At 67.0% G+C, this 18,981-nt stretch carries 14 protein-coding genes; 9 read left to right on the top strand and 5 right to left on the bottom strand.

Annotated elements, in window-relative coordinates:
* Window positions 1-152 precede the first annotated feature (152 nt).
* From Rhe02_RS37690 to Rhe02_RS37680, 3 genes are all read left to right on the top strand, one after another.
* Window positions 153-1,823 (top strand): protein kinase domain-containing protein, encoded by a 1,671-nt coding sequence (locus tag Rhe02_RS37690; protein ID WP_239124310.1) that lies wholly within the window; start codon window positions 153-155, stop codon window positions 1,821-1,823.
* A 104-nt stretch (window positions 1,824-1,927) separates the two neighbouring features.
* The gene (locus Rhe02_RS37685; protein ID WP_203913262.1) at window positions 1,928-4,492 is read left to right on the top strand and encodes a glycosyl hydrolase family 18 protein; all 2,565 of its coding nucleotides are present in this window, start codon (window positions 1,928-1,930) and stop codon (window positions 4,490-4,492) included.
* An 89-nt stretch (window positions 4,493-4,581) separates the two neighbouring features.
* Complete coding sequence (locus tag Rhe02_RS37680) at window positions 4,582-5,406, top strand: patatin-like phospholipase family protein (protein WP_203913261.1); 825 nt, start codon at window positions 4,582-4,584, stop codon at window positions 5,404-5,406.
* 6 nt (window positions 5,407-5,412) lie between these two features.
* Here the strand turns inward: Rhe02_RS37680 and Rhe02_RS37675 are convergent, their stop codons facing one another.
* From Rhe02_RS37675 to Rhe02_RS37665, 3 genes are all read right to left on the bottom strand, one after another.
* Window positions 5,413-6,651, bottom strand: a complete 1,239-nt coding sequence (locus Rhe02_RS37675) for an RNA polymerase sigma factor (RefSeq protein ID WP_203913260.1) — start codon at window positions 6,649-6,651, stop codon at window positions 5,413-5,415.
* Window positions 6,648-6,983, bottom strand: a complete 336-nt coding sequence (locus Rhe02_RS37670; RefSeq protein ID WP_203913259.1) for a YciI family protein — start codon at window positions 6,981-6,983, stop codon at window positions 6,648-6,650. The genes Rhe02_RS37675 and Rhe02_RS37670 overlap by 4 nt, the downstream gene beginning before the upstream one ends.
* Window positions 6,984-7,378: 395 nt before the next feature.
* Window positions 7,379-7,900, bottom strand: coding sequence for an HdeD family acid-resistance protein (locus tag Rhe02_RS37665; RefSeq protein ID WP_203913258.1), 522 nt, complete (start codon window positions 7,898-7,900; stop codon window positions 7,379-7,381).
* A gap of 95 nt (window positions 7,901-7,995) precedes the next feature.
* Here Rhe02_RS37665 and Rhe02_RS37660 point away from each other — a divergent pair, with 95 nt between their 5' ends.
* Genes Rhe02_RS37660 through Rhe02_RS37650 form a run of 3 tightly spaced genes read left to right on the top strand, consistent with a single transcriptional unit; the run spans window position 7,996 to window position 12,741 of the window.
* The gene (locus tag Rhe02_RS37660) at window positions 7,996-11,325 is read left to right on the top strand and encodes an SCO7613 C-terminal domain-containing membrane protein (protein WP_203913257.1); all 3,330 of its coding nucleotides are present in this window, start codon (window positions 7,996-7,998) and stop codon (window positions 11,323-11,325) included.
* 9 nt (window positions 11,326-11,334) lie between these two features.
* Window positions 11,335-11,691 (top strand): SHOCT domain-containing protein, encoded by a 357-nt coding sequence (locus Rhe02_RS37655; RefSeq protein WP_203913287.1) that lies wholly within the window; start codon window positions 11,335-11,337, stop codon window positions 11,689-11,691.
* 9 nt (window positions 11,692-11,700) lie between these two features.
* Entirely contained in the window at window positions 11,701-12,741 is a 1,041-nt protein-coding gene (locus tag Rhe02_RS37650; protein ID WP_203913256.1) for an FHA domain-containing protein, read from the top strand.
* A gap of 56 nt (window positions 12,742-12,797) precedes the next feature.
* Here the strand turns inward: Rhe02_RS37650 and rocD are convergent, their stop codons facing one another.
* Complete coding sequence (rocD, locus tag Rhe02_RS37645) at window positions 12,798-14,003, bottom strand: ornithine--oxo-acid transaminase (RefSeq protein ID WP_203913255.1); 1,206 nt, start codon at window positions 14,001-14,003, stop codon at window positions 12,798-12,800.
* Window positions 14,000-14,809, bottom strand: coding sequence for a dimethylargininase (gene ddaH / locus Rhe02_RS37640; RefSeq protein WP_203913254.1), 810 nt, complete (start codon window positions 14,807-14,809; stop codon window positions 14,000-14,002). The genes rocD and ddaH overlap by 4 nt, the downstream gene beginning before the upstream one ends.
* A gap of 220 nt (window positions 14,810-15,029) precedes the next feature.
* Between ddaH and Rhe02_RS37635 the strand changes: the two genes are divergently transcribed.
* The 3 genes from Rhe02_RS37635 to Rhe02_RS37625 all read left to right on the top strand — a co-directional run bounded on the left by Rhe02_RS37635 (window position 15,030) and on the right by Rhe02_RS37625 (window position 18,951).
* Entirely contained in the window at window positions 15,030-16,481 is a 1,452-nt protein-coding gene (locus tag Rhe02_RS37635; RefSeq protein ID WP_505973683.1) for a sugar transferase, read from the top strand.
* 30 nt (window positions 16,482-16,511) lie between these two features.
* Window positions 16,512-17,267 (top strand): 3-oxoacyl-ACP reductase FabG, encoded by a 756-nt coding sequence (gene fabG, locus Rhe02_RS37630; RefSeq protein ID WP_239124309.1) that lies wholly within the window; start codon window positions 16,512-16,514, stop codon window positions 17,265-17,267.
* A 127-nt stretch (window positions 17,268-17,394) separates the two neighbouring features.
* Complete coding sequence (locus Rhe02_RS37625; protein ID WP_203913251.1) at window positions 17,395-18,951, top strand: CocE/NonD family hydrolase; 1,557 nt, start codon at window positions 17,395-17,397, stop codon at window positions 18,949-18,951.
* Window positions 18,952-18,981: the final 30 nt, after the last annotated feature.

Below are 18,981 nucleotides of genomic sequence, written 5' to 3'. Positions count from 1 at the left end.
TGGCATGCTGTCTTCCGATCGCCGAGGACAAACTACGGGATGGGTGAATGACAGGCGCTGCGCCATCAGCGGGTCCAGGGCGTCCGCTGCGCCCGTCGGATCCGACTGAGCTTGGGCCATACCGGCTGCTCAGGCGGCTTGGTGAGGGCGGCATGGGCAGCGTCTATCTCGGGCGGCGCGACGAGACAGGCCCGCTGGTCGCGGTCAAGATGATCCGCAAGGACCTGTCCACCGACCCCGACTTCCGCCGCCGGTTCCGCAGCGAGGTGGCGCGCGCCCAGCAGGTCCCGGCTTTCTGCACGGCCGAGGTGCTCGACGCCGACCCGGATCATGAGCCGCCCTATCTGGTGGTCGAATTCGTCAACGGCCCCTCGCTGGCCCGGGTGGTGCAGAACCAGGGCCCATTGAGCCCGGCCAACCTGCACGGGCTCGCGCTCGGGGTGGCCACCGCGCTCACCGCGATCCATGGGGCCGGCATCGTCCATCGGGACCTCAAGCCCGCCAACGTCTTGCTGGCACCCGGTGCGCCCAAGGTGATCGACTTCGGGATAGCGCGGGCCGCCGAGGCCACCGGCTCCGACACCGCCCCGCACCAGCTGATCGGCACGATCCCATATATGGCGCCGGAGCGGCTCGACCAGCAGGGCACCCGCACAGTCAGCCCGGCGGCGGACATCTTCGCCTGGGGTGCGGTGGTGGCCTATGCGGGAACGGGCCGGGTGCCGTTCGGCGGCGGGTCCGCGGAGGCGGCAGCCCGCATCCTCACCCAGCCGCCCGATCTGACCGGTCTCACCGGGACCTTGCGCGACCTGGTCGAGCTGGCGCTCTCCAAGGATCCCAAGGATCGGCCCGCCGCGCGTGAGCTGCTCGATCGCCTGGTGGCCGGCGGCCGGCACGAGACCAGGCAGGGCCTGATCGAGGCCGGCTCGGAGCAGGCCGTGGTGACGGTGGCCAACGTTTCCGACCCGACCCGCTTGGCCTCCATCGACCAGGCGCCATCGATCATCGAGCGCAACTTCGTCCCCGAGCCGCCGCGCCGCGAGCGCAAGCCGGGCCGGGCGCTGATATCGATGCTGGCCGCCACGGTGGTGATCTTGACGGCGACCGTCGTCGGCATCTTCACCGGGGTGATCCCCCCGTTCAGCGGGCGGGCCAACGAGCCGCCGCAGTCCTCCTCGACGCCGCAGGCCAACGCGCCGACCACCTCTTCGTCGTCGCCCACAGTGTCGGCCTCCACCTCGCCAACGGCCACGCCGGGGCTGGCCGTGCCGGCCTTTCCCCCGGTCGGGATCGATCCGGAGGTCAGAGAGAGCCTGACCAAGGATTCGTTCTGGTTCAAGACGCGCGACGAGCTGCAGACCACCTGCCTTTACACCAGCGCCGGTTACCAGGTGCGCAGCACGTACAAGTACACCTACAAATGTCACTCGGATGTCAACGCGTTCAAGGACTTCGCGCTCCAGGTCGAGGTCAGCCTGCGCACGACGGCAAGCTGCGCGGCCATCTGGTTCCGCTTCGACGCCAGCCGGGGATATCTGCTTTCGATCTGCCCCGACCGCTACGAGCTCTTCGATCACGGCGCCAAGGTGGAAAGCATCAAGAAGTGGCCGCAGCCCATCAAGGCCAAGGAGTCCTTCAAGGTGGGCATCCACGTGCAGGGAAGCCGGCTGATCTTCTTCCACAATGGACAGCCGCTCTTCGAGGTCGATGACGACTACACCTACGTGAGCGGGACGATCGGGCTCGGCGTCGACGAGCAGAAGAGCGATACCGATCCGCGCGAGGTCATATACAAGGACATCACGATCTGGCGACTGCCCTGAAGTAAGCCTTAAACCCTGTGGTCACGTCTTGCGTGGCCCCGGTCACCGCATTAACTTTTAGCAAACTTTCCTATTAGGTTAGTGCGCCCTAGGAGCGTGTGGCCATGCAACGCAAGCCCCTCATCACTCTGATCACCGCGGCGGTGACCGCGCTCGCGGCGACCGGGATAGCCGTCGCCGTCGCGGGTTCCGCCGTCTCGGCGGTCGACCACGAAACCTGCCGACCAGACGGCCTCTACCGGACCCCCGGCGTCGCGACCCCCTACTGCAACGCCTACGACAGCAACGGCCGCGAGCTCATGGGCGCGGGCCACCCCCGCCGCGTCATCGGCTACTTCACCTCCTGGCGCACCGGCAAGGACGGGACTCCGTCCTATCTGGCCAGCAATATCCCCTGGGACAAGGTCACCCACATCAACTACGCGTTTGCCCACGTCGACGATCAAAATCGGCTTTCGGTGGGTACCCCCACAGCGGCAAACAATCCGGCGACGAACATGACCTGGCCGGGCGTGGCAGGCGCCGAGATGGATCCCGCTTATTCGTATACGGGTCATTTCAACCTGCTCAACAAATACAAGAAAGCCAACCCGAACGTGAAGACGCTGGTGAGCGTCGGCGGTTGGGCGGAGACCGGCGGATACTTCAACGACGCCGGCACCCGCTTGGATTCCGGCGGCTTCTACCGCATGACCACCACCGCGAGCGGAGCCGTGAACACGGCTGGTATCAACGCTTTCGCCGACTCGGCGGTGGCCTTCGTGCGCACCTACGGCTTCAACGGTGTGGACATCGACTACGAGTATCCGACATCCAATGTGGACGCGGGCAACCCGCTGGACTTCCCCCAGGCCAACGCGCGCCGGGCCGGGCTCCACGCTTCGTACTCGGTGCTGATGAAGACTTTGCGCGAGAAACTCGACGCAGCCGCGGCGGCCGACGGCAAGTACTACCTGCTCACCGTCGCCGCGCCCGCGTCGGGTTGGCTGCTGCGCGGCATGGAAGCCTTCCAGACCACCAAATATCTGGACTACATCAACATCATGTCCTATGACCTGCACGGGGCGTGGAACAAGTTCGTCGGCCCCAACGCGGCCCTGTTCGACGACGGCCAGGACGGCGAGCTCGCCGCCGCGGGTGTCTACGGCGCCTACTCGGGCATCGGCTACCTCAACACCGACTGGGCCGCGCACTACTTCCGCGGTTCGGTGCAGGCGGGCCGGATCAACATCGGCGTGCCCTATTACACCCGTGGCTGGCGCAATGTCACCGGTGGCACGAACGGCCTTTGGGGCACCGCGGCGAAGACCACCGGCTGCGCGCCCGGCACGCAAAGCCCTTGCGGCGACGGCGCTGCCGGAATCGACAACCTCTGGCACGACCTCAACGCGGTCGGCGGCGAGGAACCCGCGGGCTCGAACCCGATGTGGCACGCCAAGAACCTGGAGAACGGCATCGCCGGGTCGTACAGGGCCGCCTACGGCGTGACCGAGGGCCTCACCGGAACCTACACCCGCAACTACAACGCCACCCTTGTCGCGCCTTGGCTTTGGAACAACACGAAGAAGGTCTTCCTCTCCACCGAGGACGAACAGTCCCTCGGCGCGAAGGCCGATTACGTGGTGAACCAGGGCTTGGGCGGCATCATGATTTGGGAGCTCGCGGGCGACTATGCCTTCAACGCTTCGGCCGGCGAGTACAGGATGGGCAACACCCTCACCAACCTGTTGCACAGCAAGCTGACTGTGGCCGGACCCTACGGCGCGGCGAAGTCGAACACCGCGCTGCCCACCACCACCCTGAACGTGGACGTGCAGATCAGCGGCTTCGCGTTGGGTGACTCCAACTATCCGATCAACCCGGAGCTGCGGATCGTCAACAACTCCACCACCACCATCCCCGGCGGCGCTGTGCTCGACTTCGACGCGTCCACCTCCGCGCCGAGCAACATCAGCCAGCAGTCGGGCTGGGCCATGACGGTCACCCCCGGGCACACCGGCAACAACATCGGCGGCCTTGACGGCGACTTCCATCACGCGCGGCTCACGTTGCCGTCGTGGCAGTCGATCGCGCCTGGCGCTTTCGCCGAGCTGACGCTCGACTACAAACTCCCGCTCTCCGGCCCGTCCAACTACACGCTCACCTTCGGCGGGCAGACCTACAACCTCGCGGTCAACCTCAGCCGCGGCGGCGTGACCCCATCCGGCTCGCCCACCGTTTCGCCGACCGCATCGCCCACTTCCTCACCACCGCCCGCCTGCACCTACCCGGCGTGGGTGGCCACCTCCATCTACACCGGCGGCATGCGGGTCAGCCACAACGGCCGGGCTTGGGAAGCCCGCTGGTGGACCCAGAACAACGCGCCCGGCACCAACGAGGTCTGGCGTGACCTGGGCCCGTGCGGTGGAACTGTCTCGCCGTCGCCCTCGGTCTCCCCCTCGGTCTCGCCCTCGCCCTCGGTCTCGCCTTCAGCGTCACCTTCGGCCTCTGCGAGCCCGTCGCCCACTCCCACGGCCACTGGGCAATACCCGGCGTGGGCGACCGGCGTGGCCTACACGGTCGGCGCGAGGGTCTCCTACCAGGGCCGCAACTATCAATGCCGGCAGAATCACACTTCGCTGGCAGGCTGGGATCCGGTGAGCGCGCCCGCTCTCTGGCTAGCCATTTAAGGCAGCGGGGGACCGTCCTTTGGGGGCGGTCCCCCGCCCCGGGCGTGGAAAGCGATAGGTCGGTTGCGTCGATAACTTAGAGTTAGCGGGTGGGGAATGGACCCGTAGGGTTCGTATTGGGCGGCGGTGGCGTCCTCGGCGCGGTTGAGGTCGGCATGCTGCGTGCCCTCTTCCGGGCGCAGATCCGCCCCGATGTCCTCATCGGCACCTCGATCGGGGCCATCAACGCGGCCATGGTGGCGGTCGACCCCAATCCTTCCGTCATCGACGACCTTGTCCGGCTTTGGGCCAGCCCCGAGATGAGCGAGGTCTACGGCGACTCGGTGCCGCGCCAGATGCGGCGCTTCGCCACCCGCACCCACCTGCACAGCCCGGCCCCGCTGCAGCGCATGCTCGAGCGTCACCTGGGCAAGAATCTCACCTTCGCCGACCTCAAGGTCCCGTTGCACCTCATTGCCGCGAGCATCGAACGCTCCGCGGAGCACTGGTTCGCCACCGGTCCGGTGCTTCCCGCCGTCATCGCCGCCGCCGCGATCCCCGGCCTGCTGCCACCCATTGCCATCGACGGCGAGCATTTCATTGATGGCTCCATCGTGCGCCCGTCGCCGGTCGGCCGCGCTGTCGACCTTGGTGCGACCGAAATCTATGTGCTGCAGGTCGGCCGCATGGACAAGCCACTGAGTCCACCCCAGCGGCCCTGGGAAGCCGCAACCGTCGCGCTGGAGCTGGCCCGCCGCGCCCGCTTCGGCTGGGAGCTGGAAGCCGCCCCACCCGGTGTTCGCGTCCACCTGCTGCCCGGCGGTGACGAGGGCGACGAAAGTCCTTGGGCCTACCGCAACACCGCCGCCGTCCGCCATCGCGTGAGCGCCGCCTACACCGCGTCCCGCGATTACCTTGCCTCCGTGGGACTTTGAGCCCTTTCAGCCGGCGTTTTCGTCAGCCCGCTCGAGCAGGGCGCGACGTTCGGATTCGCTGTGCGCCACCGCGGCGGCCCGCCGGAACAGGACGGCGGCACGGTCACGGTCGCCTTGGCGGGCGGTGAGGTCCGCTTCCGCGGCGACCGCGTGTGGATAGTCGTCGAGCGCCCCACCCGCGCGCGCCTGTGCCAGCAGCGCCAGCCCGACCTCGGGACCGTGCGCGTAGCCGTGCGCCACAGCGCGATTCAGCTCGATCACCGGTGACGGGTAGGTCTTGGCCAGCCGGTCGTAGCAGCTCGCGATCTCCTGCCAGTCGGTCGCGCTCGCGGACTCGGCCGTGGCGTGGCAGGCGGCGATGCGGGCTTGCAGGGCGTAGGGGCCATCTGACCGCGGGGTCCCTTCCAGAATCGCCGCGGCTTCCCGAATCGAGGCGTGGTCCCAGCGGGAACGGTCCTGTTTGTCCAAGGTGAGCAGCCGGCCTTCCGCGTCGCGCCGGGCTTCCCGCCGCGAATGCTGGAACAGGAACAGCGCCAGCAGCTCCGGCACTTCAGGTTGCCCCGGCATCAGCTCTTTGAGCAGGCGGGCCAACCGGATCGCCTCGTCGGCGAAGGCCGGCTCACCATTGGCGTTGTAGCCGTTGGTAAACAGCAGGTACAGCACCGTGAGCACGCCGGGCAGCCGCTCGCCAAGCGCGCGGCCACCCGGGACCCGGTAGGGGATCCCGGCGTCCGCGATCTTCGTCTTGGCCCGGGTCAGCCGCCGCGTCATCGTCGACTCGCTGACGAGGAAAGCGTTGGCGATATCGGCCGTGGGCACGGCGCAAACCGTGCGCAGGGTGAGCGCGACCCGTGCCTCAAGCGGCAGCGCCGGATGGCAGCACGTGAAGATGAGCCGCAACCGGTCGTCGCCCACCTCCGACGTTTCCGCCTGCGGCTCAGCCGGATTGGGCTCCGACGTCAACGCGAGGACCGCCAGCTCGCGCAGCTTGCGCTGTTCCACGCTGGCCCGGCGCAGCAGATCGATGGCCCGGTTGCGGGCGACCGTCATCAGCCAGCCACCCGGATTGTCGGGTACGCCATCGGCCGGCCACCGCTCCAAGGCAAGGGTCAGCGCCTCCTGCGCGCAGTCCTCGGCCAGAGTCCAATCGTGGGTGACCCGGATCAGCGCCCCGACAATCCGCGGATACGACTCAGCCGCCGCGGCCGCGACCGCTTCGGCTGTCGCTGCTGCTTCAGCTGTCACTGCTCGAAGTCAGCGAGCGGGCGAATCTCTATCCGCCCCCCACGTGCCATCGGGTGTGCCCGCGCCACCTCGATCGCCTCGTCCAGGTCCGCGCACTGCAGCAGGTCAAAGCCCACAATGACCTCCTTGGTCTCCGCAAACGGCCCGTCTGACACCAGCAACTTCCCGTTGCGCACCCGAACGGTGGTGGCGCTCGACTTCGGCGCGAGCACCATCCCCTGGAGTCGCCTACCGGAGGCATCGTTCTCGGCAACCCACACGTCGATGTCGGGTTCGTTCTCCGTGTCGGTATCCGGCTCGGTATCGGTGCAAACAAACATCAGGTATTTCATGTCAGCCCTCTTCGTCGGCGATGCATCTCAACCTAGTGACGAACCGCCGACCCCGTTGCGGACAACTCCACCAAAAATTTCCACCTGCCGCCGAACGCTCCCGCCTCCTGGTCCCGGGAAGCGCGGATGTGGCGTGGGAGGGTGACCACGACCAGGTGGGGTGGGGGTTCGTGGTGCGGCGCAAGCAATGGTCATACCTGCGCGGTGGGGAGCGGCGCACGCCCGCGACAAGGCCGCGCGCACTAGACGGCACGGGCGTCGCTGGGAGGGCTTGGGGTGATCTAGCACCTGCGGGGTCGGCGGCGCAGCCGTCGGGGGTGGCCAAGCACGGGCGTGGCGTTGCCGCCCGGGAGGTGCGGCGAGGGACCACGACGTGGCGGCGCAAAGGAATTTGGTTATTGGGCGGTGCGGGCGCTCGGGATCGCTGGGGGCTTGCGGCGGCGGAGGCGGGTGGTGAGGAATAGGACCAGCTGGATCACGCCTATGACGATCAGCCAGATGCCGATGACGGTGGCCATGAGGGTGAGGGTGGGCTCTGGCCAGAGAAAGACCGTGATGCCGATGGCGATGCTGAGCAGGCCCAGCAGCGTCGGCCAGAATTTGGGGAAGCCGGCGGCGACCTCGGCCACGCCGCCGATTGTCCACACCAGACCGATGACGAGGGTGAGCAGGGTCAGCGAGCGGAAGGCGTCGCCCAGGCATACCGCGGCGACGATGACGTAGAGCAGTCCGGCGATGCCGAGCAGGACGCGGCGGCGGCGGGGCAGATCCCGGCGGATGACGGACTGAACTATGCGGATGATGCCGGCGATGAGCAGCCACACGCCGATCAGGATGGCGACGAACAGCAGGGTCTTACCCGGCCATAGCACCATGATCAGGCCAGTAATAATGGACACCAGACCGCCGATGATCATTAATTAGCAGGCTACGCGACTGAGTACGCCCGCACAGGCGCAATGAGTACATTGCCGGATAGTGCGAGATCCAAGGCTGCGGCATGCTGTCGCTCATGACTGAGGAGTCGGCCTATCCCTGCCCGGTGTGTCACACGCTGACCACGCTTGAGCACTCTTGCCCGGGCTGTGGGAGGGCGCCGGATCCCAACGCGGCAGCGGTGATCACGTTGGATCATCAGATCCTGGATCTGCGCGCGCAGGTGGACGCGGCCAAGCAGGCCTACGACGGGTTGGTCGCGCAGCTGGCGGAGCTGCGGCGGCAACGGGAGTCCTACGCCACGCTGGTGCGGATGTCGGTGGCGAAGGAGAAGTCGTCCTCGTCGCTGCCGACCGTGCAGCTGGACACGCCGCCGGCCGTGACGACGGTGCCGGTGGCCGCCCCGCGCCCCGAGGCGGCCCCGAGGACGGTGCAGAATCTGCTTTTCGTGCTGGGCGGTCTGCTGCTCGGCATCGCCGCGCTGGTCTTCACCTTCGTGGCCTGGAACAGCTATGGCGTGGTCGGCCGGGCGGTGATCCTGGGCGCGGTGACTTTGACAACGCTGGTGGTGCCGCCGCTGGTGCGCTTGCGCGGTCTGAAGGCGACGGCGGAAACCTTTGCCGCGCTTGGTATGTTCCTCTTGCTGCTGGACGGCTACGCGGCCTGGTTCGTCAACCTCGGCGGCGTCAAGGAGACCTGGGACGGCAGCTTCTACGCGGGGACGGTCTGCGCCATAACGGCCGCGATCGGTTACGGCTACGCGAAGCTGTTCGACCTGAACGGCCCGAGGTTCATCGCGCTGACCGTGGCGCAGCCGGTGCTGCCGCTGTACTTTGCCGAATCCACGGCGGGCGCGGACGTCTGGTCGCTGGTGTTCGTGTCCGTGGCCGGGCTTGACGCGCTGGTTCTGTGGCGACGGCTCAAGCCGCTGTTCTTCGCCGTGCTCGGCTGGCTCTTCCACGGGCTGGCGCTGCTTGTCGCCCTGATGTTCGCTATCGATGAGTGGGCTTTCGTGGGCAGCCTCCGTTCGTCGGCCGTACTGCTAGCGGTGGCACTGGTTTTCGCCGCCGGCGCCTGGGTCGGCGGCACCAGCGCGCACCGTTTGATCGCCGGGGCGACGGTGCCGATCGCCGTGGTGGCAGGGATAGTTCGGCCACTGGCGAAGCAATTGCACGACTGGCGGCTCCTCGTCGCGTGTTCTCTGGTGGTCGTTCTGGTGGCGTTGCTGGCCTGGTTCGGCGCGCAGCGCTTCTCCAGCCAGTTTGCGACAGGCGCCCGCTGGGGTGCCGGAATCGCTTTCCTGGCACCGGCCGCGGTCGCCGCGTTCTGGGCCACCGCGTTCGGCGCGGTCTCGGTCTGGGACGCCACGCCTTGGTGGCACGCCGATCCGGAATCGCTGCAGCGGCCCTACATCTGGGAGTTGCCGGTTTCGCTGGCCCTGCTGACCGCGGCGGGGGCGCTGGCCTCGCGGGGACGGGTGCGCAAGTTCGTGGTCGTCAGCGGTCTGGTCGCGCTGGCGCTAGCCCTTCCGGGCTGGCCGATGATCAGCGTCTGGGCCGCGCCAACGGCCGACCTGCTCGTCGCCACCGGGCTCGTGGTGTGGGCGCTCATCGTGCCGGGCCGGCTCGGGCTCATCGTCAAGGGTCTGGCGGCGCTCTTCCTTGCCACCCATGCTTTGCTTGCCGCGCAAGGCACCCCGATGCAGTCGATGATCGTGATGACGGTCGTGGTGGTGCTCGCCCTGGCCACCTCGTCGGTCGCGCCGCGCAACATGCTGCGCCCGGGTGTCACCATCGATGGACGTTACGAGCTGGCCGGGGTCTGCGCCGGAGTCGCCGATCTGCTGCTGCCGCTGCTCGCCTTCACCACGGTGGCCGCCTTCGACGGTGAGCGGGTGACCTCGTGGCGGCTGCTGCTGCTGATCGTGGTGGCGCTTCCGCTGCTGGGCGTGGGCCGCCAGTTCCGCGGCTACCATGTGGTCGCCTGCCTGGTCGTGGCGCTTTATCCGCTGTGGCCCGCGCTGCCCGACGGCGAGTCGCAGGCTATCTATTCCGCTGGTGCTGCGGTGGCGATGGCTTTGGTGGGTACGAAGTGCGCCTGGAAATGGGTCCGCTGGACGCCCCTGCTGCCGGCTCTGATCACCGTGCTGTGGACGGGCAAGAGCTGGGTGTCGGTCCTGTTCGACCCGTTCCAGCAGGTAACCAGGATCTGGCAGGACAACCCGCCGGTGGCGCAGGTCAGGTTGACCGACGCGGTGGCGCTGACGGTGTTGCTCGTCCCGCTGGCGTTGACCCGCTCGGTTCGCCTGACCGCCTTCGCCGCGCTTGTCCCCGGGCTGTTGTGGCTTGCCGTGCTCGAGGTGCAGTGGCCGGTCATTCCCGCGGTCACCCTCCTCGGCGGGCTCGCCATGCTGGCCGTGGCGTGTCTGCGCAGCCGCGCGGCGGACAGCGACCGGGGCGGCATCGACCCGGTGCTCGCCATCGTGGGCGCACTGCTGGTGCTGCCGGGGCTCGCCGGAACACTCGCTCAGGAATGGTCGACGATCGCCGGGCTCGCCGCCGTTTCGGTCACCATGGCGTCCATCGCGATCGGGTCGAAGGCAGGGGAGATCCGGCTGGCCGCCTGGCTCGCCGGCGCTGTGGCCAAGGTGCTGCTCGCCGTGGCGATCGGCCAGGCCGCTGACTTCGACCCGGAACTGACCGCCTATCTGGTACTGGCCGTGGCCCTATTACTACTAGTGGTTGCCTTCACCCCGCTGGTGCGGGAGTGGGGCAAGCCGGTGGAGGCGGCAGCCCATGCGACCGCGCTCGTGGCGCTGGCGTTGTGCCTGCAGGAGCCCCGGCCCGCCGCCGGGGTGCTGGCGCTGTGGGGTGTCGCGATCGCGCTGACGGCACTCAAGCGCAACCTCGTGCCGCGGGCCGCGGTGGCCGCCGGGTTGGAGGCCGTCGCCTGGATCGTCCTGTTGCGAGCCGCGGACGTGGGGACCCTGGAGGCGTACACGATTCCGATCGCCCTGCTCGCGGTGGCCGCCGGGACGCTCGCTGCGCGGAAGCGGCGCGAGCTGTCGAGCTGGACCGCTTACGGGCCGGCTCTTGCCGCGGCGCTCCTGCCGAGCCTGGCCGCCGTCCTCATCGATCCCACCCCGCTGCGGCGGCTTCTGCTCGGGACGGGTGCGCTGGTCGTCGTGGTGGTGGGGGCGGTCTGGCGCAAGCAGGCGCCCGTCGTCCTGGGCGGGCTGACCCTGCTCGCGGTGGCTGCGCATGAACTGGTCCTGATCTGGCAGCTGGTCCCCGCGTGGGCGCCGCTCGGCGTTGGCGGCCTCCTCCTAGTCGGATTGGCGATTACCTACGAACGCCGGCTGCGCGATTTGGGGCGATTGCGAGACACAGTGTCCAGAATGAGCTGAAATCATGTTATGGATTTTTGGGATGTGTTCTGGCTGCTTCTGATATTCATTCCGCTTTTGCTGGTCTGGGGCTTCGCCATCGTCGACATCTTCCGGCGTGACGATCTCCCGGGCTGGCTGAAGGCCCTCTGGATCATCTGTGTGGTCCTGGTGCCCTTCTTCGGCACGCTGATCTATTTGATCTTCCGTCCGGCCGGGGCGACCAAGGACGAGCGGGAACGTATCGACCAAGCCAACAAGGAATTTGTCCAGAAATACACCCCATCCGACACGTCGCGGGATCTGAAGGTGCTCTCCGACCTGCACGATCGCGGAAAGTTAAGCGACGAGGAGTTCGCGCAAGAGAAGGCGCGAATCCTGAAGTAGTCTCGGGCAATGCGGTTTGAGGTCAGCCAGGTTCTGGATGCCATCGAGCGCCGTCTGGGCACCGACCCCGCTCTGGCGGCGGGGGTGCTGGACGTCGCGGAGATGATGTATTGCGCCGATCTGGACGGCGGTGCCGGCCGTCCGGCCAACCTGTTACGCCTCGGCCTGGTCATCGACGCGCTTGCCCGCCAGGTGGGCGAGGAGCAGGTGATCGCTTATTGCGTAGTCGACAAATCGCTGCTGTCGAATCAAGACCTCACCTCCAACGAGCGCATGGTGATGCGCCGCTGGGCCGATGACGGTCTGGTCGAAGTGATCCAGGGGGCAGCGCCACGGGTGGTGGAGGTTTCCGAGCTCACCGGGCTCCCCGTCATCTCCCGTGCGCTGCCGTCCACCTGGGCGCCGATCCCGGGTGCGGGTGGGGCGGCGATGAACCCCAGAAACTCCATTCCACACGGCCCGTCGCAGACCGGGCAGCGCATGATGTCGCGCTGGTGGCACTGTCCCGACCCGGAGTGCGGCGGCTTCGGCCCGCTGCGTCGCAGCACGGGGCAGCCGATCCCGCGCCTGCGCGGCGGACAGCCCGGCTGTCCGCGACACGACGCCCCATTGCAGGACACCGGCCCCCGCGCGCCGCAGCAGGTGCTCGCGGTCCGCGTCGACGGGCTGATCCGCACCCGCTTCGTGGTCACCGCGGCCGCTCCGGTGGTCGTCGGCCGTGCCCCGGAGGGCGGTGGACTCATGCTCGGGCAGTGGCTCGGCGAGGAGGCACGGGCCAAGGTAAGCCGCTCGCATGTTTCGCTGTCCCTTACCCAGCAAGGGATTACCGTCACCGACCTGAGCATGAACGGCACCACGGTCAAGCTCGGCGGCGCGGCCGACGGCGAGCTGGTCCTCACCAAAGGCGCCCATCGGGTGCTGGGCGCCTCGGATCTGGTGGAGCTCTTCCCCGGCGTCGAGTTCGGCCGGCTGGGCGCCCTGTCCAGCACCCGCCAGCTTGACGGCTCGGTGGTGGCTGAGGCCCCCACCATGATCTTCCGCCCCAACTAGCCGCGCCCGCGGCTGGTGGCCGCGGGCGCGAGTTGGGGGTTGGGGGTTGGGATGGGTCAGCCAAGAACGGCTTTGAGTTGATCCAGGGCGTAGTCGATTTCGTCGGCGGTGATGACCAGCGGAGGCGCCAGACGCAGGGTGGCGCCGTGGGTGTCCTTGGCGAGGATTCCGCGTTCCATCAACGCCTCTGAGGCGCGGCGTCCGGTCATGACGGCCGGGTCGATATCCACTCCAGCCCACAGGCCCCGGCCACGCAGGGCGGTGATGCCCTGTCCGACAAGGGTTTCCAGGCCCGCGTGAAGGCGCTGGCCCAGCTCGGCGGAGCGCTGCTGATATTCGCCCTTTTCCAGCAGCTTGATGACTTCGATGCCCACCGCGCACGCCAGCGGGTTGCCACCGAAGGTGGAGCCGTGCTGGCCGGGCTGCAGGACGCCGAGCACGTCACGGCGGGCGGCGACCGCGGAAACGGGAACTATCCCGCCGCCCAGCGCCTTGCCGAGGATGTGCATGTCGGGCTGAACGCCCTCATAGTCGACCGCGAATGTCTCTCCTGTGCGGCCGAGGCCGCTCTGAATCTCGTCGGCCAGGAAGAGGACGTCGTTTTCGGAGCAAAGGCGGCTGACCCCGGTGAGGTATCCGGCCGGCGGCACGACCACCCCGGCCTCGCCCTGAATGGGTTCCAGGAGAACCGCAACGGTGTTCTGATCGATAGCTTCGGCGATGGCCGAAAGGTTGCCGTAGGGCACGATCTGGAAGCCGGGCGTGTAGGGGCCGTAATCGTCGTGCGCGTCCGGATCGGTGGAGAAGCTGACGATCGTGGTGGTGCGGCCGTGGAAGTTGTCCGCCGCCACGATGATTTTCGCTTGGCCCGGCTTGACGCCCTTGACCCGGTACCCCCATTTGCGGGCAACCTTGATGGCGGTCTCCACGGCTTCGGCGCCCGTGTTCATCGGCAGGACAAGGTCCTGGCCGGTCAGGTCGGCAAGGCGGTGACAGAATTCCGCGAACTGGTCGTGCACAAAGGCGCGTGAGGTCAGGGTCAGCCGGTCGAGCTGGGCATGCGCGGCCGCGATGAGTTGCGGGTGGCGATGCCCGAAATTCAAGGCGGAGTAGCCCGCAAGACAGTCGAGATAGCGGTTGCCGTCGATGTCGGTAACCCAGGCGCCCTCAGCCTCGGAGATGACCACCGGCAGCGGGTGGTAGTTGTGCGCGGTCCACCGCTCCGCTGCCACAACCGCATCCGGGGTTAGGGCGCTGTTCATGCTCTCAACTCCAAAGTGCAGCACTTGGGTCCGCCGCCGGCGAGGCGAAGCTCGGAGACGTCGACGGGAACCGGGTGATATCCGGCCTTGGTCAACTCTGCCGCAAGATTGGTGGCCTGCACCGGAAGCACGACGTTGTGTCCGTCGGAAACCGCGTTGAGCCCGAGCACCTCGCCGTCGGCGATGTTGGCGATGACCGCGTTCGGGTAGAGCTGGCGAAGAACAGCCTGACTTCCGGCCGAGAACGCCTCGGGCAGATAGGCAATGTTGGCTGGCTTTTCGCCGTTGGAACCCGACAGAACGGCGATCGCGGTGTCCAAGTGGTAGAAGCGTGGATCAACCAGTTGAAGGGAAATCACTGGACGCCCGAACAACTCCTGCGCCTCGAGATGGGCGGCGTGGGCGGTGCGGAACCCGGTGCCCGCCAAGAGGAACTCGCCGGCGAGAAGAAAATCACCCTCGCCTTCGTTGACATGCTTGGCTTCGTGTACCTCAAAGCCTTGGCGCTCAGACCAATCGCGGTAAGCAGGCGCTTCATCGGCGCGCTCCGCGTAACGGAACTGTGCCGTGAACATGGTGCCATCGATGACCGTTCCACCGTTCGCGGCGAAAACCATGTCTGGCAGTCCGGGGAGGGGATCGATAAACTCGATTTGGTGTCCGAGCTCTTCATAGGCACTGACCAGCGACTCCCACTGACTTATGGCCAGGGAGGTGTCATAAGGAGCGGACGGGTCCATCCACGGATTGATCTTGTACGTGACGGCGAAGTGTGTCGGCCGGCACATCAGGAAGCGCCTCTGCATGCCCACAACGCTAGATCGCAAAAGCGTGCAACAACTACGGTCAACACGTGCTTTCGGTCGCTATTCATTGCGTATTCACGCGATCTGACCATCGATTCATTGTTTCGAGGATCATTAAACCCTTAAGCGAGTGTCGTTCTGACTACTTTCCGTCTCAACCCCCACCGCCATTCATGTTTGGGCGAGGATGTTGCGCGTGACGGCCACTGTCAGCCCCACGTTGTCTCCGCAGCCCTCGATCAGCGTTACGGCGCTCTATCGACTCCGGCTGCGCTCTTACGTGCGCACTGTTGCGGTGGTGGACACGTTGGTAATTACCATCGCCACCACCGTTGGTTATTTTTCCCGCTTCGCCGAGACGCATGGTCCAGTCGGCCAAACGCCGCCCTACGGTGTGGTAGGGCCCTTGCTTGTCGTCGGCTGGCTTCTCTCGCTTAGGTTTTTGCGCTGTTACGACCCCAGGGTGCTGGGCTACGGCGCCGAGGAATACAGATTCGTGTTGCAGGCAAGCCTGAGGCTGGCCGGGTTCGTGGCGATCAGCGGGTACGTACTGGATCACGACGTTTCGCGTGCGTTCCTGGGCATCACCTTCGCCTGCGGAATGGTCGGGCTGCTGTGCGCCAGGTGGATCGGCCGTCAGGCCTTGCACCGGGCTCGGGCGCAGGGGCACGGCTGGTCGCATCGCGTGCTTGTGGTCGGGGATGTCCCGCACGTGATGGAGCTCGTCGGCCAGCTGCGCCGGGAGTCGTGGACCGGGTACAGGGTGGTGGGCGCCTGCATCCCGCACGCGCTCGCCGCACCGCAGCCGCAGCGCCTCAGCGACGTACCGGTGGTGGGCTCGTTCCGCACCATCGTGGAAGCGGCCACGGCCGCCGAGGCCGACACCATCGCGGTGACCGCCTCGGCCGAGCTGACCGCCTCGCGTCTGCGCCGGCTCGGCTGGCAGCTGGAGGGCAGCGGGATCGATCTGGTGGTCGCCCCCGCGCTGACTGACGTCGCCGGTCCCCGCATCAGGACGCGACCGGTGGCGGGCCTGCCCCTGATCCACGTCGAGCCGCCCGACCTCAACGGCCGCGCGAAGATCGTCAAGGGCTTCGCCGACTGGGTCATCTCCGTCTTCGGCCTGCTCCTCATCTCGCCGCTGCTGCTGTTCATCGCCGCCGCCATCAAGCTGGACAGCCGGGGGCCGGTCTTCTTCCGGCAGCGACGGGTCGGCCAGGATGGCGAGGAGTTCCGCGTCTTCAAGTTCCGCACCATGTTCATCGACGCCGAGGAGAGGCTGGCCGACCTGCGCCACCTCAATGAGGGCGACGGCCTGCTGTTCAAGATGCGCAACGATCCGCGGGTGACGTCGGTGGGACGTCTGTTGCGGCGTTACTCGCTCGATGAGCTGCCGCAGTTGCTCAATGTGCTTACCGGCGAGATGAGCCTGGTCGGCCCGAGGCCGCCGCTGCCTAGCGAGGTGGCGCTCTATGACGGCGACGTGGCCAGGCGCCTGCTGGTCAAGCCGGGCATCACCGGCCTGTGGCAGGTGAGCGGGCGTTCCGATCTGTCCTGGGAGGACGGGATCCGGCTCGACCTCTACTACGTGGAGAACTGGTCGCTCACCACCGACCTTTTGATCATGTGGAAGACGCTGGGTGCGGTCACCCGAGCGCGGGGTGCCTACTAGCACTGTTAGTGCATAAACATACCCGCTAAGGTGCCTGGCATGAGGATTGCAGTTGTCACCGGCGCGGGCCGGGGAATCGGTGCGGCCACCGCCGCGCGGCTGGCCAGCGATGGGTTTGCCGTCGCGGTGGTGGATCTGACCGAGGAGAACGGGGCCGAGACGGTCGCCGCGATCACCGACAAGGGTGGCCGCGCGCTGGCCGTCGGTGCCGATGTATCGAACGAGGAGAGCGTCGCTGCCGCGTTCGAGAAGATCTCCAGCGAGTTGGGCGCGCCATCGGTGCTCGTCAACAACGCCGGCGTGCTGCGGGACAACCTGCTGTTCAAGATGTCGGTGGACGACTGGGATACGGTCATGTCGGTGCACCTGCGCGGAGCCTTCCTGTGCTCGCGGGCGGCGCAGAAGTTCATGGTCGAGCAGAAGTACGGCCGCATCGTGAACCTTTCCAGCACGTCGGCCCTGGGCAACCGTGGTCAGGTGAACTACTCGGCGGCCAAGGCCGGGCTGCAGGGCTTCACCCGGACCCTGGCGATGGAGCTGGGCCCGTTCGGGGTTACGGCCAACGCGGTGGCGCCGGGCTTCATCGTCACCGAGATGACGGCGGCGACAGCAGCCCGGGTCGGGGTGGACTTCGAGGAGTTCCAAGCGGCGCGTGCCGCGGAGACGCCGGTGCGCCGCGTGGGCTATCCCGAGGACATCGCGCACGCGATCTCCTATTTGGTCAGTGAGGGTGCAGGTTTCGTTACCGGCCAAGTCATCTACGTCTCCGGAGGGTCCCGCGGCTAGGTTGTTACCAGCGGGTATTGTGATCTAGCTCACCGCATGGTTACCTGTCGGTAATTTGCGGATCGCCTCTCGAGGCGATCTGCCGCGCGTTGCTTGCACGCGCCGGAATTACTGAAGCGAGGTAGCCATGCGGAGAATCGTCCCTCTCCTGCTGACCCTGACCCTTACCCTTGTCGGCCTGGGCCTGCCCGGCACCGCCGCCCAGGCCGCCCCTACCACCGGATTCCGCTTTGTCGACATCGGAGTCGGCAGCGGCGTGATCCTCAAAGCCAACGTCATCGAGCCCACTACCGCCGGCCGCCATCCAGCCATCGTGTTCCCGTCCAGCTGGGGTCTCAACGACCTGGAATATGTGGCACAGGCCCAGAAGCTGGCCGAGGGCGGCTACACCGTGCTGTCCTACACGCCTCGCGGCTGGTGGGCGTCGGGTGGCGAGATCGACACCGCCGGGCCGAAGGACATCGCCGACGTGTCGCGAGTGCTCGACTGGCTGATCGCCAACACGACCGCCGATGCCGCCCGCATCGGTATGTCGGGCGTCTCCTACGGCGCCGGGATCAGCCTCATCGCCTCCGGGTTCGACAGCCGCATCAAGTCGGTCGCGGTGACCAGCGGTTGGACCGATCTTGTCGCGTCCCTCTACGGCGGCGAGACCCGGCGGGTGCAATCGAGCGCACTGCTCGTGCTCGCCGCGGCTCTGCTGGGCAACACGAGTGCGGAGTTCGACACGATCATCGATGACTTTTACGCCTATCGGAACATCGAGGCAATCAAGAGCTTCGCCCGGATACGTTCCGCCGCAACGTATCTGCCAGCCATCAACGCCAACAACCCGTCGATCCTGATTGCCAACGGGTACGGGGACTCCATCTTCCCGCCCAACCAGATCGTCGACTTCTACGGCGGTCTGACGGGTCCGAAGCGGATCGAGTTCGCACCGGGCGACCATGCCATTCCGGAACTGACCGGGCTGATCGGGCTCAACAGCTCGGTGTGGACTTCGGTCCGGCGATGGTTCGACCGGTACCTGATGGGAATCAGCAACGGCATCGACACCGAGCCCGGCGTCGTGCTCAAGTCGCTGACCGGTGGCGCGACCCAGTCCTACGCCGCCCTGCCTGCCGCCTCCACGCGTCTTGGGCTGGGCGAGGTTTCGTTCTGGACGGGCACCGGAGCACTCGGTGGCGCGCCAACCACAGGCTGGTCGCGCAGCGCAGAAATCAACCCGGACACAGATGCGCAGGGTGGCCTCATCCTGCTCACCAACGGGTTGCAGGCGCTGACCGGGCCGATCGCCAGTGCTTGGATCCCAGGGGTCAACCGGATCAATGCCGGGGTCTGGATCGCCTCTTCCGATGCGGCCCTTCGCATCCGGGGCGTCCCCTCATTGCGCCTGCGGGTGAAGCCGGAACAGTCCAATGGCACGCTCGTGGCCTACCTGTACGACATGGACTGGGCGGGCAACGCCAAACTCATCACCCACGCCCCGGTCTCGTGGCGCAGTGGTGCCGGGGTCACCCGGGACATCGATCTGCGTCTGCCCGTGGTCAACTGGGACGTGCCCGCGGGCCACAAGCTAGCGCTGGTGGTCGACGGACACGACGGCTTCTACCTCGACGACAACGACATCTTCGACACCGCCGTCTTCAGCGGACCGTCCTGGTTGGACATTCCACTTCAGTAAAAGGCGAGCCCCAAGGCTTTCGCCCGCGCC

This window comes from Rhizocola hellebori (genome assembly GCF_016862955.1).
GTDB lineage: Bacteria > Actinomycetota > Actinomycetes > Mycobacteriales > Micromonosporaceae > Rhizocola > Rhizocola hellebori.
This window is presented reverse-complemented; position numbering and strand designations above follow the sequence as displayed.